This is a genomic window from Mesorhizobium sp. WSM4847, from assembly GCF_055811335.1.
Genome location: NZ_JBVVPY010000002.1, coordinates 259869 through 286558 on the forward strand (window position 1 = coordinate 259869; position 26690 = coordinate 286558).

At 61.1% G+C, this 26690-nt stretch carries 20 protein-coding genes; 16 read left to right on the forward strand and 4 right to left on the reverse strand.

Going from position 1 to position 26690, the window contains the following annotated elements; all coding sequences use genetic code 11:
* Window positions 1-45: 45 nt before the first annotated feature.
* Window positions 46-717, reverse strand: coding sequence for a class I SAM-dependent methyltransferase (locus AC0L28_RS03990; protein ID WP_128173811.1), 672 nt, complete (start codon window positions 715-717; stop codon window positions 46-48).
* A gap of 187 nt (window positions 718-904) precedes the next feature.
* Between AC0L28_RS03990 and AC0L28_RS03995 the strand changes: the two genes are divergently transcribed.
* From AC0L28_RS03995 to AC0L28_RS04010, 4 genes are all read left to right on the forward strand, one after another.
* A complete protein-coding gene (locus AC0L28_RS03995; protein WP_287375542.1) occupies window positions 905-1165 on the forward strand; it encodes a hypothetical protein in 261 nt (86 codons plus the stop codon).
* 17 nt (window positions 1166-1182) lie between these two features.
* Window positions 1183-3897 (forward strand): ABC transporter transmembrane domain-containing protein, encoded by a 2715-nt coding sequence (locus tag AC0L28_RS04000; protein ID WP_473475656.1) that lies wholly within the window; start codon window positions 1183-1185, stop codon window positions 3895-3897.
* A gap of 300 nt (window positions 3898-4197) precedes the next feature.
* Window positions 4198-4647: a cyclic nucleotide-binding domain-containing protein gene (locus AC0L28_RS04005; RefSeq protein ID WP_023797962.1), complete on the forward strand. Its 450-nt coding sequence runs from the start codon at window positions 4198-4200 to the stop codon at window positions 4645-4647.
* Between the two features lie 132 nt (window positions 4648-4779).
* Entirely contained in the window at window positions 4780-5634 is an 855-nt protein-coding gene (locus AC0L28_RS04010) for an MBL fold metallo-hydrolase (protein WP_473475659.1), read from the forward strand.
* A 1-nt stretch (window position 5635) separates the two neighbouring features.
* Here the strand turns inward: AC0L28_RS04010 and AC0L28_RS04015 are convergent, their stop codons facing one another.
* Window positions 5636-6400, reverse strand: a complete 765-nt coding sequence (locus AC0L28_RS04015; protein WP_023797964.1) for a polysaccharide deacetylase family protein — start codon at window positions 6398-6400, stop codon at window positions 5636-5638.
* A complete protein-coding gene (locus AC0L28_RS04020) occupies window positions 6397-7485 on the reverse strand; it encodes a glycosyltransferase family 4 protein (RefSeq protein ID WP_023797965.1) in 1089 nt (362 codons plus the stop codon). Before AC0L28_RS04020 ends, AC0L28_RS04015 begins: the two co-directional genes overlap by 4 nt.
* 73 nt (window positions 7486-7558) lie before the next feature.
* Here AC0L28_RS04020 and AC0L28_RS04025 point away from each other — a divergent pair, with 73 nt between their 5' ends.
* The 8 genes from AC0L28_RS04025 to AC0L28_RS04060 all read left to right on the forward strand — a co-directional run bounded on the left by AC0L28_RS04025 (window position 7559) and on the right by AC0L28_RS04060 (window position 18562).
* A complete protein-coding gene (locus tag AC0L28_RS04025) occupies window positions 7559-8737 on the forward strand; it encodes a DUF3095 domain-containing protein (RefSeq protein WP_031254510.1) in 1179 nt (392 codons plus the stop codon).
* Window positions 8738-8847: 110 nt separating this feature from the next.
* Complete coding sequence (locus AC0L28_RS04030) at window positions 8848-10191, forward strand: nucleotide sugar dehydrogenase (RefSeq protein ID WP_473475846.1); 1344 nt, start codon at window positions 8848-8850, stop codon at window positions 10189-10191.
* A 205-nt stretch (window positions 10192-10396) separates the two neighbouring features.
* The gene (locus AC0L28_RS04035; protein ID WP_473475663.1) at window positions 10397-11737 is read left to right on the forward strand and encodes an adenylate/guanylate cyclase domain-containing protein; all 1341 of its coding nucleotides are present in this window, start codon (window positions 10397-10399) and stop codon (window positions 11735-11737) included.
* A gap of 166 nt (window positions 11738-11903) precedes the next feature.
* Entirely contained in the window at window positions 11904-13799 is a 1896-nt protein-coding gene (locus AC0L28_RS04040; protein ID WP_023797969.1) for an ABC transporter ATP-binding protein, read from the forward strand.
* Window positions 13796-15694: an ABC transporter substrate-binding protein gene (locus tag AC0L28_RS04045; RefSeq protein WP_473475666.1), complete on the forward strand. Its 1899-nt coding sequence runs from the start codon at window positions 13796-13798 to the stop codon at window positions 15692-15694. The genes AC0L28_RS04040 and AC0L28_RS04045 overlap by 4 nt, the downstream gene beginning before the upstream one ends.
* A gap of 2 nt (window positions 15695-15696) precedes the next feature.
* Window positions 15697-16695 carry an ABC transporter permease gene (locus AC0L28_RS04050; protein ID WP_023797971.1) on the forward strand — a complete coding sequence of 333 codons (999 nt, stop codon included), beginning with the start codon at window positions 15697-15699 and terminating at the stop codon, window positions 16693-16695.
* The gene (locus AC0L28_RS04055) at window positions 16692-17873 is read left to right on the forward strand and encodes an ABC transporter permease (protein ID WP_091594734.1); all 1182 of its coding nucleotides are present in this window, start codon (window positions 16692-16694) and stop codon (window positions 17871-17873) included. The genes AC0L28_RS04050 and AC0L28_RS04055 overlap by 4 nt, the downstream gene beginning before the upstream one ends.
* A gap of 209 nt (window positions 17874-18082) precedes the next feature.
* A complete protein-coding gene (locus tag AC0L28_RS04060) occupies window positions 18083-18562 on the forward strand; it encodes a class I SAM-dependent methyltransferase (protein WP_128173712.1) in 480 nt (159 codons plus the stop codon).
* Between the two features lie 51 nt (window positions 18563-18613).
* Here AC0L28_RS04060 and AC0L28_RS04065 read toward each other — a convergent pair whose 3' ends face one another.
* Window positions 18614-20029, reverse strand: a complete 1416-nt coding sequence (locus tag AC0L28_RS04065; RefSeq protein ID WP_023797974.1) for an adenylate/guanylate cyclase domain-containing protein — start codon at window positions 20027-20029, stop codon at window positions 18614-18616.
* 191 nt (window positions 20030-20220) lie between these two features.
* Here AC0L28_RS04065 and AC0L28_RS04070 point away from each other — a divergent pair, with 191 nt between their 5' ends.
* From AC0L28_RS04070 to AC0L28_RS04085, 4 genes are all read left to right on the forward strand, one after another.
* Window positions 20221-21045, forward strand: a complete 825-nt coding sequence (locus AC0L28_RS04070; RefSeq protein WP_473475672.1) for a hypothetical protein — start codon at window positions 20221-20223, stop codon at window positions 21043-21045.
* Window positions 21046-21119: 74 nt separating this feature from the next.
* Entirely contained in the window at window positions 21120-21644 is a 525-nt protein-coding gene (locus AC0L28_RS04075; RefSeq protein ID WP_128168936.1) for a GNAT family N-acetyltransferase, read from the forward strand.
* A 58-nt stretch (window positions 21645-21702) separates the two neighbouring features.
* Complete coding sequence (locus AC0L28_RS04080; RefSeq protein ID WP_023797977.1) at window positions 21703-23088, forward strand: hypothetical protein; 1386 nt, start codon at window positions 21703-21705, stop codon at window positions 23086-23088.
* Window positions 23089-23375: 287 nt separating this feature from the next.
* Window positions 23376-26675 (forward strand): ATP-binding protein, encoded by a 3300-nt coding sequence (locus AC0L28_RS04085; protein WP_473475849.1) that lies wholly within the window; start codon window positions 23376-23378, stop codon window positions 26673-26675.
* Window positions 26676-26690: the final 15 nt, after the last annotated feature.

A 26690-nucleotide genomic window follows, 5' to 3' on the forward strand; every position in this document is an offset into this window, starting at 1 on the left:
ACTCCTCGTTTATGCATGTGGTTGTCCCAAACCGCGCGAAATGCGTCAAACAGTTCCAATCAGCATAAAGCGCGTATATTTTTTTGTCGGCAGTTCGCCGGAGAACCGCACCTCCCGTAACGCCGCCATTGCTTCGAAGGCTGCAAGCGAAGCCACGCAGTTGATGTGCGTCGGCTCGCTGAAATAATCGTTCGATTGCAGCAGTACAGCTGTGCCCCGCGGAAGCAGAGCAAGCCAGGCGCGCAGATCGGCTATGTGTTCGCAGCTCGTATTGACCATCAGGTCGGGCCGCCCGGCCGCATAGTCGAGTGCGTACATATCTGCCGTCAGCGCCCGGAACCGGTCGCCGGCTTCCCGGTTGAGGGTCCGGGCGACCGGCGCGACTTCGGGATCGATGTCGATGCTATCGACCGCCGCGACGTCGAAGCGGGCGTCGTTGAAAAGCATTGCCGGCAATACGCCGTACCATCCACCCAGAACCCATATGCGCCCGAACCGGCCGCCGCAGCTTTCGAACAACCTGTCGAGCGCCCACATCTTGCAGGCGACCTGCTTGTGGTTGAAGGCGTTGGCGATATCGGCGTTCGGATGCCTGGTGATGACGCGCGCCAGCCCTGCCACCAGGGGGCAGTTGACATAGGCAGCAATTCCCCGCGTCAGGTCAAAGGCTTGCTCGTGCCAGTCCATGCCGGCATTGCGTGGTTGCGTGACATCCATCATATTCGTCTTGTAGGTTGGGATTTCGGGCGACACAACGCAATCTTGCCTCCCGGAAGGCTGTTGATTCGCGGACGTCATTATGCTGCAAGCCGCTTCGCCATTGCCCGGTGCCGGAGAGAGCCTGTTGCATCTGTCCGGACCATCGGCGTCCATTCGCCAGCACCAGCCGCTCAGCTGCGGCTTTGTGCTGCTCGGCTATTCGCCGAAACCCTACCGAAGCCGCGAACCGTTTGGCCAGCCGCCTTCTTCGATGATCAGCAATGCCCATGTCGTTGTCATCGACCATGCGCCGGAACTGGATCGCGCCGCCTCGCAGGTTCCTTCCATCGTTGAGCGCAGGACAATCTCCGTGCGCTGCAGCTTCGAGTTTGTCTTTGGCGACGAAGAAATTGCCGATACGCCATTCGCCAGCAGGTGCTTTTGCATCCTGCATCGCTCCAACTGAAGGGTCCACAGCCGCATATGGAACCCAGCCTAGCCCGCTATATCTGGACGCACACCAAGAAGCAGCAGCTCTGGATATTGATGATCGTCGTGCTTTCGATGATCCCGTATTTCATGTCCTTCGACCTGCCGAAGCTGATCATCAACGGCCCGATCCAAGGTAGCGGGTTCGAGCAACCGGGCGCGACCCAGCCATTCATGAGGCTGCACTATAACCTGCCGTTCATCGGAGAGGTCCAGTTCTTCTCCGGTTTTCAGCTCGACCGCGTGGCGACGCTGTTTGCGCTGAGCCTTGTGTTCCTCTTGCTGGTCGTCATCAACGGCCTGTTCAAACTCTATATCAACACCTACAAGGGCCGCCTCGGCGAACGCATGCTGCGGCGAATCCGCTTCGATCTGGTCGATCGTGTGCTGCGGTTTCCGCCGTTTTACTTCAAGCGGGTGAAATCCGCCGAAGTGGCGACCATGGTGAAGGACGAGGTGGAGCCGCTGGGCGGCTTCATCGGCGATGCCTTCGTGCAACCGGTGCTGCTCGGCGGCCAGGCGCTGACGGCCATGCTGTTCATCGTGGTCCAGAATTTCTGGCTCGGAATGATTGCGGCCGGGATCGTGGCGTTCCAGATCGTGCTCATCCCGCGAATGCGGCGGCGGCTGATCGTGCTCGGGCGCGAACGGCAGTTGACGGCGCGCGCGCTTTCAGGCCGGGTTGGCGAAATCGTCGACGGCATCGGCGCGGTTCACGTCCACGACACATCAAACTACGAGCGCGCCGACATAGCTGCCCGGCTCGGGCTCATCTTCAAGATCCGCTTCGATCTTTACCAATGGAAATTCATGGTGAAATTCCTCAACAATTTTCTCGCGCAGGTCACGCCCTTTCTGTTCTACATGATCGGCGGGTATCTGGTCATCCAGGGGCGGCTGGACGTCGGTCAGCTCGTGGCCGTGATCGGCGCCTACAAGGACCTGCCCGGACCGATGAAGGAACTGATCGACTGGGATCAGGCGCGGCAGGATATCCAGGTCAAATATCAGCAGGTCGTTGAACAATTCACCGTCGATCGGCTCATTGCGCCGAGAATCGGGGTATTGACGATCGATGATCCCGATCCGATGACCAAACCCCTGTCGGCGATCGGTCTGTCTATAGCGGATGATGGCGGTGCCATGCTCCTCGACCGTGTCTCCCTCAAGATCAAGCCGGGTGAGACGGTGGCGCTGCTCAGTACCGCAACAGGTGGAGCCGAGGCGCTTGCAGAAGCCTTCGCGCGGCTGAACTGGCCCGACAGCGGAAGGGTCGCTTCGGGCGCCGACGACTTACTTGAACTCCCCGAAGCAGTGACCGGCCGGCGCATGTCCTATGCCTCGTCGGATGTTTTCCTGTTCCAGGCAAGCCTACGCGATAACCTGCTCTACGGGCTGAAGCATGCGCCGCTGACATCGGTGCCTTATGACGATGCTGCGGCAGACCAGCACCGCTGGAACATGCACGAGGCGCGCCTGTCGGGCAATCCGGATCTTGATATCCACAGCGACTGGATCAACTATGCTTCCGCCGGCGCTACCGGCCCGCACGACCTCTTTGAGGCCGTGCGCCGGGTACTCGACGCGGTTGTTCTATCGCGCGATATCCTGGATCTTGGCTTGCGCTCTTCGGCCGACCTCACGCGTCACTCCGAGCTTGCCAGGCGGATCGTCGAACTGCGTGCGGCGCTGCGAACCCAGCTGGAACACGAAGGGCTGAGCGGACTGGTGGTTCCTTTCGAACCGGGCGCCTACAACAAGGAAGCAACGATCGGCCAAAACCTGCTCTTCGGCGCTGCCGCCGGCCCCGAACTGGCCGACAGGGCTCTGGCGGCCAATCCCTATTTTGCTTCTGTGCTGAGGCAAGCCGGCCTCGAACGCACGCTCTACGAAATGGGCATGGAGATCGCCGAACAGGCGATCGAACTGTTTGCCGACCTGCCGCCCGATCACCAGTTCTTCCAGCAACTCGCCTTCATGAGCGCCGAGGAGATACCCACCTACGAAACCTTGCTGCAACGGCTCAAGAACCGTCCCCACGAGGCGGTTTCGGAGAACGACCGCGCCATGATCGTCACCTTGAGCTTTGCCTATATCGAGCCCCGTCACCGCTTCGGCCTGCTGAGCGACGAACTGATGAGCAAGATCGTCGCTGCACGCAACCTGTTCTATGAAAACCTGCCGCCCGAGCTGCAGAATGCCATCGAACGGTATGATCCCGCCAAATACATTGCCGCGGCCACCGTCATGGATAATGTCCTGTTCGGGCGTGTGGGCAACAACCATCCCGACGCGCCGGACCGCATACGCTCCATCGTCTATGACATTCTTGACGAACTTGGGCTTTATGCCGAACTACTGGATGTCGGCATGGACTTCAACGTCGGCTCCGGCGGCAGGCGGCTGACCAGTGGACAGCGACAGAAGCTCGATGTTGCCCGGGCCCTGCTCAAGCGTCCTGATTTTCTCATTCTCAACCGGCCGCTGTCGGCGCTCGACCAGCGCATGCAGGACAAGATTTTGCGGAACGTGCTCGAGGAAGCCAGGCGCGACGGCCATTCGCCGGCAATTGTGTGGGTCGTGACGAACCCGGCGATGGCGATGATGTTCGATCGCGTTATCGTCTTCGATTCGGGTAAATTGGTGGAAGACGGAACACCCGAGACACTTTTGGCAGGGAACGGTACATTCAAGGAACTGTTGTCATAGCAACGGACATTCAGATGGGATCATTCTGCCGGTGGGAATTTACTGCACGGTCAAGGGATTCGACGAAGGGCGCAGCAAGGCTACATCCCGCCGAAACCCGAAGGGCCTGCCGCAAATTCACCCGGCTCTTCGGGTTTCCGGTTGGCCGACGCCATTTCCAGGCGGCATCGCCCGATCGCACGACATCGGGCTCGCCACCTTTCGCGCGGTTCGTCTCGCCATCCCGGAAACAGAATTCATTCCATCAGGGCGTCCGTTGCTCTAGTCTGGCAAACGCGAATTTTGGGAAGGTTTGCGACAATGCTGCTCAAGGATGAAGTTGCAATGCTGCAACGCGTTCCCTTGTTCTCTGCCATCGACCCGACAAAGCTCAAGCTGCTTGCGTTCACATCCGATCGTGTGAGCTACGGCGCCGGCCAAATCCTTTTCCGGCAGGGCGACGAGGGAGACGCCGCCTATGTCATCCTTTCAGGCAGGGCGGATATTCTGGTCGATTCCGACAGCGGACCGATAAAAGTTGCCGAACTGGAGCCAAATTCGATTGTTGGCGAGATCGCCATATTGTGCAACAGCTCTCGCACCGCCACCGTCAGAGCGGCAAGTCCGCTGGAAGTCTTGAGGATCCGCAAGGATCATTTCCTGAGGCTTATGAGGGAGTTCCCGGAAATGTCCATCGAGATATTGCGGGTTCTTGCCGATCGCCTAAGCCATACGACCGCGGATCTGATCGACGCACGAAGCACAAAATAACGGATGACGTGCGCTCGATCCTCGCCGTCGCGATGGCACGCCTCTTGCTGAGAAGGTCGCCCGGAGAAAACCTGTCTCGCCTAGCAGCAGTTGATTGACTACGATGGGCGACGGGGACTGGGAAGGGGTAGCATGGACTACGAAGTTTTCCTGGTCAGGTTTTGGGGCGTGCGCGGCAGCACTCCGGTATCAGGGCCAGAATTCTCTCGCTATGGCGGCAACACGAGCTGCATTGAGATGCGATGCGGCAAGCATACGCTTCTGTTCGACGCGGGCTCTGGCCTACGGCCTGCCGGCGCCGCACTTCGGGCGTCAGGCGTGACCGATTTCGACCTGCTTTTCACCCATTGCCATTACGATCACATCATCGGGCTGCCGTTTTTTGCGCCGATCTATGACCGGAGCGTCAAGCTTACGCTTTGGTCCGGGCATCTTGCAGGACGCATGACGACCCGGCAGATGGTCGATGAGTTCATGCGGCCGCCGTGGTTTCCGGTGAAACTGGAGATCTGCAAGGCAAGCCTCGACTGCTGCGATTTCGTATCCGGAGACGTGCTTCGCCCGCGCGAAGGGGTGGTGGTCCGAACCGGCAGTCTTATCCATCCGGGCGGCTGCATAGGCTACCGGGTCGAATGGGGCGGCCGGGTCGTGGCGGTGATCACAGACACTGAGCACGAGCCGGACAAACTCGATCAGGCGGTGCTCGCCCTGATCGAAGATGCCGACCTCGTCATTTACGATTGCACCTACACCGACCAGGAAATGAAACGCCGCCGCGGTAACGGGCACTCGACCTGGCAACAGGGCGTCAAGCTCTGTGAGGCGGCCGGTGCGCGGCGGCTTGCGCTGTTTCACCACGATCCGACACGCACCGACGAGCAACTGGACGAGATCGAGCAACTGGCCAAAGACAGGTTTGCCGGCGCTTTTGCCGCTCGGGATGGCCAGACGCTCGAATTTCCGGGCTCGTTGCACAAAAAGCGCTGAGCTATTTTCCTCTACTGGCGCTACGCCCGATCAATGTCCCGATCGGAAGCCATGCGCAGGCTTCAGTCTGTGCGGTGACTGTGAACAGCCGTTCGAGGAACAGCCAGGCCGATTCATCATGCACGAGATGGTGGGTGAGCAGGCCGACCGGTTCGCCGCCGGCGATTGCACGCTGCAATTGCGCGACGATAGCCTGAACCAATAGGCCATGATCGCGGCAGCCGCGCGTGCCATGCCAATCCATGATGTCGACATTGCTGTTGATGACCGCCAGTGGAGCCGGCTTCGGCGGCCCATAGACCGACAATGCCGCAAATCCTATCGATCCAAGGTTGGGTACCAAGCCGGCGTCGATCCTGTTCCAGGGTGGCACCAGCATCGGAACGGCACGTGCGCCGTGCAGGCCGGTTACGTGCGACAGCCCGCGAGCCAGATCATCGAGCACCGCCTCGCGTGGCCGATGCGCGCCGAGCTCCTGCTTTTTCTGGTCCTCGGGCGCATGATTTCGGTGCGCCCAGCCATGGATGGCGACCGCGGCATGCGGCGCCTCGTCAAGCCGGACGACAAGCTTCTCATCAGTCAGGGCCGGAATGACGGCCAGAGTGACCGGAACCGCGAATTCACCGGTGAGGTCGAGCAGCCGATCGAGCGCAGGCGTCGGATCCACGGCGTCATCGTCACGCAGCCAGAACTCTGCCTTACGGTCCGCCCGTCGCCGGCACGCCAGTTCTTCCACCAAGGGCTGCCAGATCCGATCGGATGTCATGAGACCGGGATCTTCGCAAGAAGTTCGGCCAGACGCCCCGCTGCAACACCGAGGGAACGTTCTTCGAGGATGAAACGTCTGGCTTCCGCGGCCATGATGGTTCTTTCGTCGTTACGGGTGAGAAGCCTTTCAATGGCAGAAGCGAACGCCGCCACATCGCCCGGCGGGGTGAGAAACCCGGTCTGGCCATCCCGCACGACCTCCGGCACGCCGGCGATGGCCTGAGCCACCACCGGAAGGCCGGCGGCCTGTGCTTCAAGATAGGCAACGCCATAGGCCTCGCCGTAACCCGGCCAGACGTAAATTCCCCCACTGTAGAGGACATCCGCGACGGCGGCCGGCTCAATCGCGCCAAGCCATACGATACGATCGCCGGGCAAGCCGGCGAATTGCGCTTTGACCTCGTCACGGGCAGGCCCATCCCCGACGACCGACATGGTCCAGGGCAGGTGGCCGATCGGACCGAGCGCCTGCGCCAGCATGCGATAGCTTTCGACTTTGTCGCCCGGGCGCATCATGGCGACGGTAACGAGGCGCGTCGGACAACCCCGTGCCGGCATTTCCCGGAATGCCGATGTGTCGATGAAGGGCGAGAGCATACCGAGAGCGGCGTCGGGAATCGCATCTGCCAGTCCCTGACGATCCCTTTGCGTGAAGCAGATGTTCAGCGCTGCCTGTTCGACGGCTCGCGCCACCAACGCTTGCGTGTCGGCCCACAAACCGGCGTTGCGCCGCCTCGAATAGGAGGCTTCCGCTGTCACACAGGGGATAGCAAAGGCCGACGCCAGCTCGGGTCCGATCAGGTCGGGCGCCTTGTAATAGGGATGATAGGAGAACCAGAGATCGGGCTTGCCGTCACGATCCCAAAGCTTTGTCAGCCGCGCGGCTTCCTCTCGGGCTTCGATCTTGAGCGCATCGAAAATTTTCGGAACCGGTTCGCGTAGATAGAAGCGCAATTCGGATGCTAGTTCGACGCTATGCCCTGCATGCTCCAGCGCCTTGACCAGCGTCCGTGCCATCTGGCGGTCGCCGGAGGCAACGGGATGATTGGGCGACTTCAGCGGCGCGTAGAAGGCAATTCGCATCGCCCGACCCTATCATCGGAAAGCCTGCGCAAGTCAATTTCGAAGCATGATCGACTCACTTTCAAGCAGTGGAATGTGGTATCTGATGCTCATGGAAACAGCTGCAGCGTCCGATCCGTTTGTCGCTTCTTTGCCGGTCTTCGCAAGGTTCGAAAGCGTTGCCGATATCGATAACTATCGGCCTCTCCCGGATGGCTGGGCGCTGGCCACCGCCGATATTGTCGGCTCGACCAAGGCGATCAACGCTGGGCGCTATAAAACCGTCAATATGGCCGGCGCCAGCGTTATCTCGGCGCTGCTCAATGCGCTGGGTCGGCGGGATCTTCCCTTTGTCTTCGGCGGCGACGGCGCGCTCGTGGCGTTTCCCGGCTCGGCTCTGGAGATCACCCGCAACGCGCTGGCCGCTGTCCAGAGATGGGTGGCGGACGAACTGGACCTGACCTTGCGTGCCGCAATCGTGCCGATAGAGGATATAAGAGCGCAAGGCCTCGACGTTCGCGTGGCGAGGTTCCGGGCCTCCGAAGCGGTCTTCTATGCCATGTTCGCGGGCGGTGGCGGCAGTTGGGCGGAAGCCGAGATGAAAGCGGGGCGCTACCGCATCGATCCTGCGCCAGCCGGCACACGGCCGGATCTTACCGGCCTCTCCTGCCGCTGGAACCCGATCGACGCCCGGCACGGCGAAATCGTCTCGATCATAGCCATCCCGGGGCCGTCGCGCGACTTGCGCGGTTTTCAGTCTTTGGCTTCCGACATCATCGCCCTTGCCGGGGGGCAGGAACGCGATGGCCACCCGTTGCCGGTGAACGGTCCGGCCTACAGTTTTTCGCCCGCCGGCCTCGATATCGAGGCGCGGGCCATGGCGCCGGCAGGATGGCGGTGGCTGTCGAAGCTGTGGATATTGTTCCAGCTGACGCTTACGGCTGTCACCGATAGATATGGCTGGACGATCGGCAGCTTCGATCCGAAGATCTACAAACGCGACGTGGCCAGCAATTCGGATTTCCGGAAGTTCGACGACGGCTTGAAGATGACTATCGACGTTGACGCGGATGTGTTGCGACGGATCGAGAACCGGCTGAAACAGGCGGAAGAGGCGGGCATCTGCAACTATGGCCTGCACCGCCAGAAATCGGCCTTGATGACATGCCTCGTCGCCTCGCCGCTGCAGCGCGATCACGTTCATTTCATCGATGGCGCCGCCGGCGGCTATGCGATGGCCGCCGCAAGCCTGAAGGCGAAGGTGCCGGTCTGACGACAGCTTGCGGAAATCGATTTTCCGCAATATGCCTCGGGTTCTTGGGCAACCAGGTGAGCCTCGCCATGGGCGCGGACGGCCTGTCCGAATTGACGGAAAGCAGATTTTTGGACGCCTCACGATCGACATATGACCGTCTTCTGAACCTGATTTCGACACGCGCCGCGCAAGTCGGTGTGATCGGGCTGGGCTATGTCGGGTTGCCGCTGGCAGTTGCGATCGCACGCGTCGGCTTCCCGGTTTCCGGCTTCGACATCGAAGCCCAGAAGGTCGAGAGCCTGAACAACGGCCAATCCTACATTGAGGCGGTGACGTCGACAGCCCTTGCCGGCCAGGTGGCGAGCGGACGGTTCCGCGGCACTGCGGATTTTGCCGAACTGGCCGTCTGCGATGTCATCATCATCTGCGTTCCGACACCGCTGACGAAAAACCGTGAGCCGGACCTCTCCTTTGTCAGGAACACGGCAGGCACCGTCGCGAAGCATTTGCGTCTCGGCCAGCTGATCGTGCTGGAATCGACCACCTATCCCGGCACCACCGACGACGTGATCAAGCCGATACTGGAAGAGACCGGCTTGCAGTCGAAGATAGACTTCTTCCTCGGTTTCTCGCCCGAACGCGAGGATCCCGGCAACCGCAGCTTTGAAGTCGCGACAATCCCCAAGGTCGTGGCAGGCGACGGCATTGAAGCGGCGATACTCGTGCAGGCTTTCTACCAGGGCGTGGTCAAGACCGTCGTTCCGGTTTCCACCACGGCGACCGCCGAGGCGGTCAAGCTGACGGAAAACATCTTCCGCTCGGTCAACATAGCCCTGGTCAACGAGTTGAAGGTCGTGCTCGGTGCGATGGGTATCGACATCTGGGAGGTGATCGAGGCGGCAAAGAGCAAGCCCTTCGGCTACATGCCTTTTTATCCTGGCCCCGGACTCGGCGGGCACTGCGTTCCGATCGATCCCTTCTACCTGACGTGGAAGGCGCGCGAATACGAAATGCCGACCCGCTTCATCGAGCTGGCGGCAGAGATCAACACGGCCATGCCGCGTCATGTGGTCGATGAACTGGCGAAGGCGCTGGACCAGCGCTGCGGCAAGGCGCTCAGCCGCTCGCGCATTCTCATCATCGGGCTCGCCTACAAGAAGAATGTGCCCGACATCCGCGAGAGCCCCTCATTGCGGCTCATTGAACTCATCGAGGAATGGGGCGGCAAGGCGGAATTCCACGATCCGCATGTTTCCGAGATCCCGACGACACGGGAGCATATGGCGATCAAGGGGCGGCGCTCGGTCGAATTGACCGAGGCGGCATTGAAGGATTTCGATGCTGTCGTCATTGCAACCGACCACGACGCGATCGACTATCAGGCGATCGCTGATCACGCTCTTCTGATCATCGACACACGCAATGTTTTTGGCCGCCTCGGGCTGGCCCGAGAGACGGTGGTGAAGGCCTGACCGCGTCTGAGCCGGCGAGTTTTTTTGCCTGATGTCAGGATCGTGATTGCACTCCCCCGGCAGCCTCGCCACATAATGCCCCTCGCCGGCTTTTGCCCAAAGCCGGATTCATTGACTTCGAGGGTCTTATCCCTGGGGTCGTTAGCGGACGGTGTTGGGGCGGATCAAAGGAGAATGGCTCGTCTTCGACGGGTCTCAAGACAGCATGAGCACAGCGCAAGCAGAAATTTCCAGCATTCTCATGGACAAGGTTGCCGATTGGCTCACCCAATCGGCGCTGGCGGGCGACACCCTGGAAACATTGGTAAAGGGTTTTTGTGAACGGCTGGCTGCTGCCGGCCTGCCGCTGAAGCGGGTGCATTTGAGCTTTTCGATGCTTCATCCGCTTTATGACGCGCTTGGCTTCACCTGGCTTCGCGGCCAGGGCATGGAAGTGGAAGGCTTCCGCAAAGAGGACGGCGCTCATTCTGACAGATTCCTGACCAGCCCATACTACCATCTGCTCAGCAACAAGCTCGACCATCTGCGGCGCCGGCTCGACCCGTCGGTACCGTCGGAATTTCCTGTTTTCGATGACCTCAGGCTTATGGGCGTGACCGACTACATGGCATTCGTGCATCCCTTCAACGGCAATACCAGTCAGGGCATGCTCGGGTCCTGGTCGACCGACAGCGCTGCAGGCTTCAGCGACAGCATGATTTCAGCGCTGCTGCGCATCCAGAACCATCTCGCTATCGCAACGAAGATGGCGGTGCTCACCAAGCTGGCCGACAACATGATGACCACGTATCTCGGCGGCGACGCCGGCAGGCGCGTGCTGGACGGCCAGATCAAGCGCGGCGAGGGCGACACAATCCGGGCCGCACTGGTCATGGCCGATATGCGCGGCTCGACAAGGCTTGCCGAAACTTCCGGCCGCGAAATCTACATCGATACGCTGAACCAGTTCTTCGATGCCATTGCTGCACCTTTCAATCGCAGAGGCGGGCAGATCATGAGTTTCCTGGGGGATGGCTTCATTGCCGTCTTCCCTTGCGAAAGGCACCGCTCGCAGTCCGAGATCGCCTGCCAGGCTGCTCTTGCGGCAGCGCACAAGGCCACGGCGCGCATGAAAGATCTCAATCTGCGCAGAAAGGAGCAGGGATTGGGCGACATAAACTTTGGCATCGGCCTGCATGTCGGCAATGTGATGTTCGGCAATGTCGGGCTTACGGACCGGCTCACATTCTCTGTCTTCGGCTCGGCTGTAAACGAGGTCCAGCGCCTCCAGACCCTGACCAAGAAATATCCGCACAGCGTTCTCGCCAGCAAAGACTTCGCCAGCTATTGCGGCGCCAACAGCTGGCTGACGCTCGGCAACGAGGAACTGGCGGGCGTCAAACAGAAGCTGACGGTGCTTTCACCCGATCTGTCGGGTGCTCTCGCACTCGATGAAGACGGTGCGCTGGAGCCGATTCACGACCGAATATCCGACGCCGAGCAGGTCATGCTGCTTCATCGCGATGCAGCGCGGCTGTCGGCGGCCGACCGGAGGAAGCTCCAGTAACCGCCACGATCTGATCCGAACGCCTTTGGTGCGCAGTCCCGGTCGCCGGTTCCGCCAGGGAACTGGCGACCGATTTCGAATCCAAGTTGCTCTGCGCTGCCAATGCGTTAGTCTCGCCTTCTGGGCCCGCCGCCCGGCGGGCTGCCAGAGTGGGGCTGGTGTGAGAATGAATTCGGGTGTTGATCTGCTGCGGATCGAGGATGTTGGCATCTCTTTTGCCATTATCGGCGGACCGTTGCATGCCGTCAGACGTGCAAATCTTCGCGTCTTGCCCGGCAAGGTCACTGCGCTTGTAGGTGAGTCCGGTTCCGGAAAATCGGTTCTCAGCCAGGCAGTGATGGGCATTTTGCCGAACACAGCCCATGTTCGCGGCCGTATCCTGTTTTCCGATCCTGAAAAGCCCGGCACGACGCAGGATATCCTGCAGATGCCGCGTGACGGACCCGAAATCCGGGCGTTGAGAGGCAGCCGCATCGGCAAGATCTTTCAGGAGCCGATGACATCACTGTCGCCGCTGCACACGGTCGGCAATCAGGTAAGCGAATCCCTGCAGATTCATACGCCCATGGCGCGGGCGGAGCGCAAGGCGCGGGCCGAGGAAATGCTCGACCTTGTCGGCTTTCCCAACCCCAAGCGCGCCTATGACATGTATCCGTTTGAACTTTCGGGAGGATTGCGTCAACGCGCCATGATCGCCATGGCGCTTATCTGCCGGCCCGCCCTGTTGATCGCCGACGAGCCGACAACGGCGTTGGACGTCACCATCCAGGCGCAAATCCTGCAATTGCTGCGCGGGCTTCAGGCCAAGCTGAACATGGCGATGCTGCTGATCACGCACGACCTTGGCGTGGTCGCCAATGTCGCCGACGAGGTGGTGGTCATGTACCATGGCGAGATCATGGAAGCGGGACCTGTCGAGGCGATATTCCGCCGGCCAGGCCACCCTTACCTGAAGGGCCTGATGGCAGCCGTTCCGCATTTCGACCTGAAGCCTGGCGAAAGGCTAAAGGCGCTCCGCGAGGTGCCGGTGAATGTCGGGAACCTGCTCGGCAAGCAGACGGCGCCGGCATCGAAGGGGCCGGACGACATCCTGCTGTCGGTCAGGGATCTGACAAAGACCTTCACCATCCGCAAGTCCGGATGGTTCGGCGGAGATCATCAAACCTCTGTTCGCGCCGTCGACGGCGTGAGCTTCGATATCAGGCGGGGTGAGTGTCTGGGTCTTGTCGGCGAAAGCGGCTCCGGCAAAACCACCGTCAGCAAAGTCCTCATGCGGGCTGTCACACCAAGCGGCGGCTCTGTGATCTTCAACGGCAGCGATGGTCCGATCGACGTCCTGGAAGCCGAGGGAGACGCCCTGCGCATGCTGCGCGCGAAAATCCAGATGGTCTTCCAGGACCCGGTTTCGTCGCTTTCACCTCGCATGACGGTGGAGAACATCTTGAGCGAGCCGCTGGAAATCCATCAACGTGGCAATGCCGCGTCCCGACTCGTCACGGTCAAGAGCCTGATGCAGGCAATCGGGCTCGATCCGCGCTTCATAAAGCGTTATCCGCACAGTTTCTCCGGCGGGCAGCGTCAGCGTATCGGCATCGCGCGCGCGTTGGCGCTGGGGCCTGAACTCCTGATCTGCGACGAGCCGGTTTCGGCACTCGATGTCTCCGTCCAGGCGCAGATCCTGAACCTTCTGAAGGACCTGCAGAAGGAACTGGGCCTGACTTACCTGTTCATATCCCACAACCTGGCGGTGGTGGACTACATGGCAGACCGCATCGCGGTGATGTGCGGCGGCCGTATCGTCGAGCTCGCGCCGCGCGAAATTCTGCTTAGGAAACCGGTCCACCCCTACACGCGCTCACTGGTCGCCGCAGTACCTTTCCCCGATCTCGACAGGCCGATGGACTTCAAAACGCTGAAGCTCGACGGCGCTTCCGACACCAGCGCATGGGGACCGCAATTCCGCGACGAGAGCGACAAGGATATGCTGTCGCCGCTCGACCTTGGCGGCGGCCACCTCGTGCTGGCCCGGCGTACGGCCGATGTCAGCGAGTTACGCCATTGATCAGCCGGCGCACCGTCCTTGGACTTATGGCTTCGGCGTTTCTGCCGGGCACGTCGCGCGCCGGCGATCTGGAGCCGGAATTTCTTCAGCCGCAGCTGAAGGCCAAGGCGCTGCCGGCACTCGCCGAACGCTTGCCCAAGAGCCCGCGCGCGTTGAACCTCGCCGCGATGGGCCGGCAGCCCGGCCAGTATGGCGGCACGCTGCGCACGATCATCGGCAGCCAGAAAGATATCCGGATGATGACGATCTACGGGTATGCTCGCCTGGTCGGCTATGACGAAAAGCTCAACTTGCAAGCCGACATTCTCGAAAATTTCGACGTAGCGGATGATCGCGTCTTCACTTTCAAGATTCGGGAGGGCCATAAATGGTCTGACGGTAGCCTGCTGACGCCGGAGGATTTTCGCTATTGCTGGGAAGATGTCTGGCTGAACGATGAGCTTTCGCAAGGCGGGCTTGCCCCTGCCCTGCTGGCGAACGCCAAGCCGCCACGCTTCGAGATCGTCGATCCGTCGACGGTCCGCTATAGTTGGGATGCGCCCAATCCCGACTTCCTGCCCAAGCTTGCTGCTGCTTCGCCGCTATCGCTGGTTCTGCCGGCCACCTATCTCAAGCAGTTCCACAAGAAATACCAGGATCCATTTCGGCTCGCCGGCCTGATGAAGGAGAACCGGGCCAAGAAATGGACGCTCCTGCATATCCGCATGTCGCGGCAGTATCGCCCGGAGAACCCGGAACTGCCGACGCTCGATCCATGGCGGAACCGGACCAAGCCCCCGGCCGAGCAATTCGTCTTCGAGCGCAACCCGTTCTTTCATCGAATAGACGAGAATGGCCGGCAAATGCCCTATGTTGACCGGATTGTCATGAATGTCAGCTCGCCGGCGATCATTTCCGCCAAGACCGGTGCGGGCGAGAGCGACCTGCAAAGCATGGGAATTGACTTCACCGACTACTCCTTCCTGAAGGATGCGGAGAAGCGCTACCCGGTGAAGATGCATCTCTGGAAACGCACACAGGGTTCGCGGCTGGCGCTGCTGCCCAATCTGAATTGTGCCGACCAGGTGTGGCGCGGCCTTCTTCGTGACGTTCGCGTGCGCCGCGCCCTTTCGCTCGCTGTGGATAGGCGCGAGATCAATTTGGCCGTGTTCTACGGACTGGGGCAGGAAAGTGCCGATACGGTCCTGCCGGAGAGCCCGCTCTACCGGCCGGAATTCGCGAAAGCCTGGGTCGCCCATGATCCCGACCAGGCCAATGCCCTGCTCGACGAGGCCGGGCTTCAGACGCGTGACGATGACGGCCTGCGGATACTTCCCGACGGACGCCCAGCGCAGATCATAGTGGAGACGGCCGGCGAAAGCACGCTGGAAACCGACGCGCTCGAACTCATCACCGATCACTGGCGCAAGATCGGGATCGCCCTGTTCATCCGGACTTCGCAGCGCGATATCTTCCGCAGCCGCGCGCTTGGCGGCCAGATCATGATGTCGATGTGGTCGGGCATCGACAATGGCGTGCCGACCGCCGACATGAACCCGTACCAGTTGGCCCCAACTATGGACGACCAGCTGCAATGGCCGCTCTGGGGTGCTCACCACTTGTCTCATGGCAAGGTCGGTGAGGCGCCCGATCTTCCGCCTGTGGTCGAGCTGATGGCTTTGCTCAAACGCTGGAAGGCATCGACCGAAGCCACGGAGCGTGCCGAAATCTGGAATTCAATGCTGTCGATCTACACCGACCAGGTGTTTTCGATCGGCACCGTGAACGGAACGCATCAGCCGGTTCTGGCGTCCTCGCGGCTGCGCAATCTGCCTGACAAGGCGCTCTACGGCTACGACCCGACCGCCTATTTCGGTGTCTACATGCCGGATACATTCTGGCTTGGAGAGTCCTGAGCGTGCTTCGATATTTTGTCTGGCGCATTGCCGTGATGGTTCCAACGCTGCTGGTCATATCGGCACTGGTGTTCACGATCATCGAACTTCCACCCGGCGACTATTTCGACAGCTATGTTGCCGAGCTTCGGGCTCAGGGCGAAGCGGTGGATTCCGATCGCATCGAGATGATGCGCAAGGACTATGGTTTCGACCAGCCACCGGTCATTCGCTACTTCTATTGGGTCGGCGGGATGCTGCGCGGCGATTTTGGCTATTCCTTCGAATATGAGCTGCCGGTCCGCGACGTCGTCGGGGACCGAATGTGGCTGACTGTGCTGGTTTCCTTCGTCACGATCATCTTCACCTGGCTCATCGCCTTTCCGATCGGCATGTACTCCGCCACGCATCAATACAGCTGGGGCGACTACGGCCTGACTCTCTTCGGCCTTCTCGGCCTTGCCATTCCGAACTTCATGCTGGCGCTGATCCTGATGTATTTCGCCAACATCTGGTTCGGCACATCCATCGGCCATCTCATGGACCAGCAATATCTCGGCGAGCCGATGAGCTGGGCCAAGGCGAAGTCGATCCTCGCCCATCTCTGGATTCCGGTCTTGATCATCGGCACCGGGGGCACGGCAAGCATGATCCGGCGGCTGCGCGCCAATCTTCTCGACGAGCTACACAAGCAATATGTCGTGACCGCGCGCGCCAAGGGACTTCATCCGTTCAAGGCGCTGGTCAAATATCCGCTGCGCATGGCGCTCAATTTCTTCATTTCCGACATCGGCTCTATCCTGCCGGCCATCATCTCCGGCGCCGAAATCACGGCGATCGTGCTGTCTTTGGAAACGACCGGGCCGATGCTGATCAAGGCGCTGCAAAGCCAGGACATGTACCTGGCAGGGTCGTTCCTCATGTTCCTCGCCTTCCTGACGGTCATCGGTGTCCTGATTTCCGACCTGGCGCTGGCGCTGCTTGATCCAAGAATTCGTTTGCAGGGCGGAAGCACCAAATGAGCACGCATTCGCCGCTGCCCGCTCCGGGTGCTCCGCTGCAACACTACGTTTCCACCGCGCCCTTTGACCTGGAGTCGGTCGAGGCGATGACGCCGGAGCAGTCGAAGGTCTTTCAGGCGTCGCAGTTGCGGCTGATGTGGTGGAAATTCCGGGAGCACCGGCTTGCCGTTATTTCAGGCATATTCCTGGCAGCGCTTTATTTCGGAATACTGATCTGCGAGTTCCTGGCCCCCTACAATCTGCACACGCGCAACATGGACTACATCTATTCGCCGCCGCAGCGGGTGCACCTGTTCCACAACGGCCAGTTCGTCGGGCCGTTCGTTTATGGCCGCCAGATGACGCTGGATATGGACACGCTCAAGCGGAACTACATCGAGAATCAAGATGATGTTCAGCGGATCCGTTTCTTCTGCAAGGGCGACAGTTATCGGTTCTGGGGCCTGATCGAAGGTGACAGGCATTTTGTCTGCCCTGCCGAAAACGGCCAGCTCTTTCTGGCCGGCACTGACAGGCTGGGGCGCGACGTGCTCTCGCGCATCATCTATGGCGCACGCATTTCACTGACAATCGGCCTCGTCGGCATCAGTTTCAGCTTCCTGCTCGGCATCGTCATTGGCGGACTGGCCGGCTATCACGGCGGTATATTCGACCTGATCGTTCAACGGATAATCGAAGTTCTGCAGTCAATCCCCAGCATTCCGCTATGGCTGGCTCTGGCGGCGATCATGCCGATAACCTGGAGTCCGATCCTGATCTATTTCGGCATCACCGTCATCCTCGGGCTACTCGACTGGACCGGATTGGCGCGGGCCGTGCGTTCGAAGCTTCTAGCGTTGCGCGAGGAGGATTACGTTCTGGCTGCGCAATTGATGGGCGCCAGAAGCAGCCGCATCATCGGGCGGCATCTCATTCCCGGCTTCATGTCGCATCTGATCGCGACGGCGACGATCTCCATACCCGGCATGATCCTGGGCGAGACGGCGCTGAGCTTCCTCGGGCTCGGCCTGAGGGCGCCGATAACCAGCTGGGGCATCCTGCTCACGGAGGCGCGCAGCGTCAGCGTCATCGCGTTCTATCCATGGCTGCTTTTGCCGATGCTCCCCGTCATTCTCGTCATCCTGGCGTTCAACTTCCTCGGCGACGGCCTGCGGGACGCCGCAGATCCCTACAAGTGAGATCGCTATTCCGCCGCGCGCCGGGCCACCCGCTCCACCCGGTATGATCCTGTCGGCAGCCTGTTCGGTTATTGCAGGGTTCATCGTTCGCCTCTATACGTGCCGGGACGCGATCGGCGGTTAACATGTCGCCCTCGGGTTTCACCCGTGAACCGCTCTGGTCGCGGGCATTGCTGATCTCTTGAGCTGGTTTCAGGACACACACGCATATGACTCGCCTTGAGAATTTCATCAGCAGGATGACCGCACAGCGCGACATTCTCGATCAGGTTTGCCCCGAGGTGGCGAAGATGGAAGGGCCGGTGCTCGAGCTCGGCCTCGGCAACGGCCGGACGTACCACCATCTGCGCGAGCGCCTGCCCGGACGCCGGATCGTGGTGTTCGACCGCGAACTTAGCGCACACGCCAGCTCAATTCCCGACGCTGAAGACTTCGTGCTCGGCGAAATACGCGAGACGGCGAAGAGGTTCATTGGCATCGACGCGGCTCTCGTTCATGCTGACATCGGCACCGGCTATGACGATCGCGACGCAGTGACCTCTACCTGGCTTCCCGATCTGATCGCGCGCCTGCTTCGCGTCGGCGGCTTCGCGGTCAGCGGCACGCCCCTCGAGCACCCGCTGTTGCAACGCCTCCAGCCGCCGCCTTCGGTGCCCGCCGATCGTTATTTTGTCTGCAGGCGCGTGTGAGGGGCCGAGACGGCCCAAACATTTGGCGGCCAAATCTTCGGGGCCAAATCTTCAGGGGATCATAAATACTGCTATCTCCCGCTCGATGCCGCGCAGCGAGACCTCGTGGGGCACGGGCGTCAGCGCGTTCCTGTTCAACAGATCGGCGGTGAGATTGTCGCCGACCACGGCACGAGTGGCGAAGATCGCCTGTGCATTGGCAAGGTTCTGGACCCGCGAAGCAATGTTGACCGTCTGGCCGAAATAGTCCTGTCGCTCGTTCATGGACACGGCGATGCACGGGCCGGCATGGACTCCGATCTTGAGCAGCAGATCCTCGCGCCCGCTCTTGTCGTTGAGCTCACGCATGGCATCGCGCATCCTGAGGGCCGCAGCAATCGCACGATCAGGCGTCGCGAAGGTCGCCATCACCGCATCACCGATCGTCTTGACCACCGCGCCTGCCTCCGCCGCAACGATCTCGTGCAGAACCTGGAAATGCACGCGCACGAGATCGAAGGCCGAAAGATCGCCCACCCGCTCGTAAAGCTCGGTCGATCCGCGCAGGTCGGTGAACAGGAAGGTCAGGCTGGTGATTTTCAGGCGCTGGTCGATGTCGAGCGTATCCGTGCGATAGAGATCGCGGAACGTCTGGTTGGTGAGCAGGCGCTTGGCGGTCAGGAAGGGCCGGCGTTTACCCAGGAGACCATGCAATTCCTGGCCGGCGATGAAGACCGTCGGCAGCACGCGTGTGTCGGTCCTGTTCTCCAGCGAAATGCGCAACGGGCCGGGTTGCATCTCCAGCGTCTGGTTCTGGACATGGTCGCGGTCGAAGACCAAAGAGAGGCTTCGGCGCTCTTTTGTTGGTTCGCCCTTCACGTCGATGAACTGTGCTGAATGGGTGACCGGCTCGAAGACGATGACGAATTCAGACGGAAGCTGTATGGGCAGAACCGCCTTTTCGCCGGGGGCAAGCTCGATATCCTCCAGCGAGAACGCTTCGATCTTTTTCGCGAAATCCTCTTCCGGCAGATCGACGCCGGACGCCCAGTAGATCTGGCGGTAATATTCCAGCAAGGGCAGTTCGTGTGGATTGTGGGCGGCAATCCTGCGCACGCGGGGACTGACGGTGAATGTCACCTCGACCATCTCGTCGAGGGTCGGCGAATAGCCCTCGGAGCACAGCGCGCAGGTGTATTCGTCCTTCTGCAGGGTTTTCAGCGTGGCGTTTGTGTCGAGCACGCCGCCACAGCCGGGGCATAGAACATTCCAGGAAATGTCGAAGATGCCTACCCGTGCCGCATGGAGAAAGGCGCTTATGGCGCGTTCCTCGTCGAGGCCATGCTTGCTGGCGAAGGCTGGCGCATTGATGCGGCAAAGTTCGCGGTCCTTGCCCTCCGCGATGGTTCGCTTGATCGCGTCGATTGCCTGCGGATCGACACCGGTCGATTGCCGCAGAAGCGAGAACAGATCCTGAGCTTCGTTCATCGTGCAGGCTCCGGAAAATGCGCCCCCGGAGGCGTCTTTGGTCCCAGTACTCCATCTTACTTCGAAACGCATCCTACGGCCAATCGAATAGATGGGCATGGTGACAGTTCAATTTCCATTCGGCGGATTTTCACCGGCCGCAAGCGGCACTATGATGGTCCATGGGGCATTCATCTTGGGGACTTTCTCCCATGCCGACATCCAACAACCCGCCATTTCCCGCGGCCCTGCGCCTATTCTCTGTGGTGGTCATCATCGTGCTGATCGTAGGCGCCGGCCTGTTTTTCGCGCCTGTGCTGGTCAAGCCGCGCTGGCCTTGGGCCGTCACGCCGTTCAATGCCCGCTTCCTCGGCGGCTTCTACACCGCCGAAATGGTCGTGATGGCGGCGCTGCTGGTCTGGAATCGCTGGTCGCCCGGCAGGCTCGTGCTCGTCATGGCCTTCATCTTCACCGTCATCGTGTCGCTGGCTTCGTTCATCAATCTCGGCTATTTCAACTTCGAGCGCAAAGCGCCCTGGCTCTGGTGTTTGGTCTATCTCGCTTCGGTCGCGGTATCCGGGCTGTTCCTGTGGAGGGCCAAGGCCCGTCCTTCTGCAAAAGGCGTGACCTTAAATCCGGCATGGCGCGGCTACATGCCGGTGGAATCGGCGATCCTTGGGCTCTATGGCCTAGGCCTGTTGCTGTTTCCCCTGACATTCGGCAGCCTCTGGCCATGGCCGATCGATGCCTTCCATGCTCAGGTCTACAGCGCCATCTTCCTGGCCGGTGCGGGCGGTGTATATCTCGTCTGGAGAAGCGCGCCGCGCGAGGAACTGCTGGTGCTCGGCCTGGCGCAGTTTCTCACTGGCCTGCTTGCCATCCTTGGCCTCGTTATCACCGACGCTGCGGTGCACCGGATTGACTGGACAGCGACCAGGACATTGTGCTGGCTCGGCCTTTTCGGCTGGATCGGCATCAGCGGCGTCTTCAAATTCTACGCCGCCTCTCGGTATTTTAGCTCGCAATCGGCGTCATAGGTTGAAGAGACCGCTGGATTTTCAGGTGACGTCCGGTGCATCGTGCCGGGCCGATCGCCTTTGCCGGGAAAGCCATGACCAGCACGACCTCGCCATCCCCAAAGAAAATCCAGCCGCAGCTCCGGTCCGTCCGGCTAAGCGATGCGGAGGCGCTTTGCGCTATCTTCAACATGCCGGGCTTCCGCTGGGGCACGCTCAGGATGCCCTTCGAGATGGTGGAGCAGGTGGAGCGGCGCATCGCCAAGTCCGGCCAGGAAACCACCTGGATCGTTGCCGAGTTGGACGGCAAGGTCGTCGGCCATGGCAGCCTGGTCGTGCAGGGTTCGCCGCGCCGTTCGCATATCGGTGAGATCAATATCGGGCTTGACGATGCCTTTGTCGGCAAGGGTATCGGCTCTGCCATACTTGGCGCGCTGCTTGACGTGGCCGACAACTGGCGCGCCCTGAAGCGAGTCGAATTGACCGTCTTTGCCGACAACGAGCCGGCCGTCCGTCTCTACACAAGCCACGGCTTCGAGGTCGAAGGCCGGCATGTGAAGGCCGGGTTTACCGACGGGCAGTACCACGACCTCCTGAGCATGGCCCGGCTGCGGTTCTGATATCCGCTGTTGTCTGGTCTCCCTTGGCGTTTGCACCGCAAGCGGCTAGACGGGACCAATGACCGCCGTCTTTGACCCAACCCCTACGCCTCCGGTGGAAATTCTGGCGGTGCTGTCGCTGCTCTGCCCGGAAGTCGTGCGTGACATCGAGCAGAACTGGAATGCGCCGGTTTCAGATTATGCCCGCCATGTGTGGCGGCCGGTGGCAAGGCCTGCATCGGGCCCGGCAATCGCTGCCCGCTCGATCCTGCGCGAAGTCCTGCATCAGCGCCTTGAGGTGTTCATGCAGCCCGAAGAGATCGGCAAGGCCCTCGAAGAGTTCGAGCACAGACCGGTGATTCAGTCCGGCCTGCACTGCCTGCTTCTGATGGACCGGATCACCTTCGATGCCCTCCTGCTTGCCTGGCTCGGCGCGGTCGAAAACGGGCTGTCGGCCTTCTTCAGCTTCATGGGAACGACGATGACCATGGAGACAATTGGCCGGGAGGGGCCGGGATGGCTCGATGTCGGCGACGACAAGGTTAACCTGTTTGGAATGGGGCGCCACAAACTGTGCCGCAAAAGCGCCTGCGTGGCCGGTCCCGTCTCCCTCAACAAGCGCGCGCTCGAAGCGGTGGGCGACGAAACGGATGCCAGCCGCTGGCTGGGCACACTGCTTGCCAGCCAGGACAAGGTGTTTGGAACCGCCGCCGATGCGCTGATAGCCCTCAACGAGGATCTGGTCGCCGATTGGGATCGTTCCGGCATGGCCCAGCCGATTTTCATCGATGATCGGCTCGCCGCTTCTGCCATGGCGCGGCATCTGGAACATGACGGCAGCCTTGTTTCCAGGCTGCTCCTTGAGCCCGCAAGGCGCCAGCGTCTCGAACGTGCCTTGCAAGCAGCCGCATCGAGCCCATTTGGCAGGTTCCTGCCCAATGCCACGGCCTATTTCTGGGGCATCCGCGAGGAGCGCGTGCGCAAGCTCGTCCTCGAGAACGGGCACCTGATCGAGCCTGGCAGGCCGCATGGTCTTTCCATTCCGTTCGAGCGGCCGCATCTCAGGCAGGCGCTGCTGGACGGAGTGCTGCTGCCGAACTTGTTCCTGATGTTCCTGGTCCTTGCCATATTGCCGCGCGTGCGAGTTGTGGGCGGCCTGAGACAGATTGGTTATGTAGCGCTTTTCCATTCGATCCTGCTGGCTGCGCTAGATGAAAACGCGCCGGAAGAGCGCGATCTGGCTGCGGAATTGCAGGTTCGGGAAAATGCCTGGGGCATGCGGGTCATCGACGAAAAGATCTCGGTCCGCGAGCAGCTTGCCGGCCTGCCGGAAGGGGCGCTCTTCCCGGCCCTGCTCCGGCAATACCGTTTGCGGACGTTTGCCGAGGCGACCGACGACCTGAAGCTGGTTCGCGAAAACGCCCGATGGCGCAAGATCGGCCAGGCAGAGATCAAGGCGAACTGAGCCTACTTCAGGCTGATTTTCTGGTGCGAAACCGCAAGCGACGGCGATCTATCGGTGAGCCTCTGGCGTCTGATCCGGCCGCTTCCTCGACGCTGATGCCTTTCGGGATTTCGACGACGGCTTCCGCCTCGATCGGCAGCGCTCTGCCACCGGACCCACACGGATCGCTCGATGCCCATTTGCGCTGCCGCTTGCTGGTCGACGGCTATCGGTTCATTCTTGTGAACCTTGGCCGTGAAGTGCGTAGCGAGATCACGCCGTCACGGCCCCTAGTGAGGTCTTGTTCGATGGACTGCTCGGGCTGCGGTTTCGAGGTTGAGGGCGGTTACGCTTTCTGTCCGAGGTGTGGCAGGCGCCAGCCCGTGCCATGTGCCAGTTGCGGCTACCGCTGCGCACCTGATTTCGAGTTCTGTCCGAAATGTGGGGCAAGCGTCGGTGCGCCCGCAAAAGCCGTCGAACGGCCTGCTCCGACGCCAAGCCGGACCATTGTGCAGCCTTCTCGAACTCCGTCGCTGCTTCCGAACATCGAAAGCGAAGATGGGCAGTATCCCGTCTCTGACGCCGATCGCCGGACGGTAACGGTCCTGTTCGCCGACCTTTGCGGCTTCACAACACTCAGCGAGCAGTTCGACCCCGAGGTCATGCAAGCGCTGCAGAACGAACTGTTCAAGGAATTGACGGCGGCCGTGCGAAACTTTGGCGGTTTCGTCGACAAATTCATCGGCGATGCACTGCTCGCTTTGTTCGGTGCGCCGGTCGCGCATGAGGACGATCCGGAACGTGCGCTTCGCGCCGCTCTCGACATGATCGCCCGGACGGCGCGGCTCGGCGAAAGCACCCCCCACTCCGGCTCGCCTCTGTCGCTCCATATCGGCATAAACACTGGTCCGGTCGTCACTGGCGGATTGGGCGTCGGCACCGCCAAATCCTATTCGGTGACCGGCGATACAGTGAATACGGCGCAACGCCTGCAATCGCTGGCCGCACCGGGTGAGGTGCTGGTAGGCGAGCTCACTCACAGGCTGACCCGGCACGCCTTCTCTTACGAGTCGCTGGGTGATGTCGTGCTTCGCGGCAAGGCTGGCAGTGTGCTCGTCCATCGACTGGATGCACCGCTTGCGGCGCCGCGTGCAGCGCGTGGGCTCGAGGCGCTCGGCCTCAGTGCGCCGATAATAGGTCGTGGTGCGGAGCTCAATAGAATGCTGGCGAGCCTTGACCAGGCGTGCGGCGGCTCGGCCCAACTTGTCCGCCTCGTCGGAGAAGCCGGTATCGGGAAATCGCGGCTGGTGAACGAGTTCGTCGCCCGCGTCGGCGACGAGGATCGTTTTCGCAACGTCGCCGTGCGGCAGGCCACGTGCTCACCGCTGGGCGAACAATCATTTGGCGCCTTGGGCGCAGTGGTGCGCAGCGCTGCCGGGATGATGCAAAACGACAATGGGGACGAAATGCGGGGGAAGCTCGCAGGCTTGCTTGCCGATCTCGGCCTGCAGGGCGAGGAGGCGAAGCGGCTGATGCCTTTGCTCTACCATGTGCTTGGCCTTGGCGACCCCGATACCACCTTGCAGCATGTCGAGCCCGAGCAGCTGCGGCGGCAAATTCTCTACGCAGTCCGCACAATCATCGAACGGCGGCTTGCGTTGTCGCCGCTGTTGATTGTCGTCGAAGACCTGCACTGGGCCGACGCCGTGTCGCTCGAGGCACTACGTTTCGTGATGGACAGGTTAGTGCGCACGCGGTTGATGGTGCTGGTCACGCATCGTCCGGCGCCGGACAATGACCAGCTCGACTCAAGTCGGGTCAGTCACACAGCGCTGAGGCTTTCGCCCCTCAACAGCGATGACGGACGCAGCCTGCTGGCGGCGCTTTTCGGCGAGAGCTGGGTAAACTCCGCGGGAGGGCTTCTCGACCAGATCCTCGAGCGCGCGGGCGGCAACCCCTTTTTTGTAGAGGAGATCGTTCGCGGCCTTATCGATCGCGGTGTACTGATGCGCGAGGGCCAGCGATGGCGGACTGTGGCAGGCGAAGTGGCAACCGGCATTCCCGCCACTATCCAGGCAATGTTGCTTGCTCGCGTCGACCGGCTGCCCCAAGAGGCGCGCCGGTTGGCCCAGGAAGCCGCGGTAATCGGCCCGCGCTTCAATGCCACACTTCTGAAAACCGTCACAGCCGACCCTGGCCGGCTAGAAGCCGGCTGCGAACTGCTTTGCGATGCGGAAATCATCGAGGAAATTGCCGGATCAGGCTCGGTCTCGTCGCAAGGCTACCGCTTTACGCAAACACTGCTGCAGGACGTGATCTACCAGAATCTGCTCCTGCAACGCCGGACCGACATCCACGGGCGGGTCGGCGCTGCCTTGGAGCAACTGTGCGGCGACAAGCCGGAACGGCTCGAGGATTTGACCGTGCTCGGTTATCATTTCGCACAGAGCGCCGAGCGGGAGAAGGGCGCGCATTACCTGCAGGCGGCGGGCGATCGCGCTCGCATGATATACGCCAACGACGACGCCCTTCGTTTCTACGATCGAGCACTGACTGCGTTGGGCGCGATCGGGCAAACACCGCTCAAACTGGCAATTGCAGAGCGCATTGCCGATTTGAGCGGCCCGGTAGGCCGCCGCGAGATCGCGCACCACCACTACGAGACGGTGTTGCAGGCATACCGCGAGTCAGCCAATCGTGTCGCTTCGGCGCGAGTTTTGCGTAAGATCGGTCGGCTGCTCTGGGACGTCGGCAAGCGGGACAACGCAGAATCCCGCTATGCTGAAGCGGCAGCGCTCCTCGATGGAGCGGATGCTCCGATCGAGCAAGCGCAACTCTGGCAAGAACGTGGCCGACAGGCGTTCCGTAGCGGAGATCACGCTCTCGCGGTAAAATGGGCAGACGCGGCGCTGGATTGCGTACGCACTCTGACAACGGAGCATGTCTCCGAGGTAGGATGTGATGCCACTCTTGTGACCGCCGAGGCACTTAATACCAAGGCTGTTGCGCTGGCTCGCCTTGGGCGAAGCCGTGAAGCCGTGCGACAGGTTGAGCGTAGCATTGAATTGGCCGAAGCCGCCGGTCTACTGGGCGCGGCCTGTCGCGGCTACACCAATCTCGGCGTGCTTTACACGACTATCGATCCGGCACAGGCGATGGAGGTCTGTCGGCGCGGTCTTGAAGTGGCGCGCCATATTGGTGATTTGGGTTTCCAGGCGCGCCTTCTCGCCAATCTGGCTGTCGCTTGTTGTACTTTCACGGATCGCTGTCCAACGGAGGGCGTGCCTGCTGCCGAGAAGGCCATCGAGATCGACCGGGCGCTCGACCAGCGCGAGCACCTGGCGGTGCCGTTGATCGTGCTTGGGCAGATTCACCAGTGCCACGGCCGTCCGGAACTGGCGGTCGGCTTGTTCCACGAAGCACTGGACGTAGCCCGCGAAACGGGCGAACCCCAACTGCTGTTTCCGTGCTATGATGGTCTCGCAACGCTTAATCTCGACCTCGACAATCTGGCCGAGGCCGAACGCTACTTTTCCCTGGCGCAGGGCATATGCGCCCAGCACGGGCTCGACCCGGAAGCGCTTGTGGTGCTGCCTTTTCTCGACTAGCCGGGTTGGAGGTTG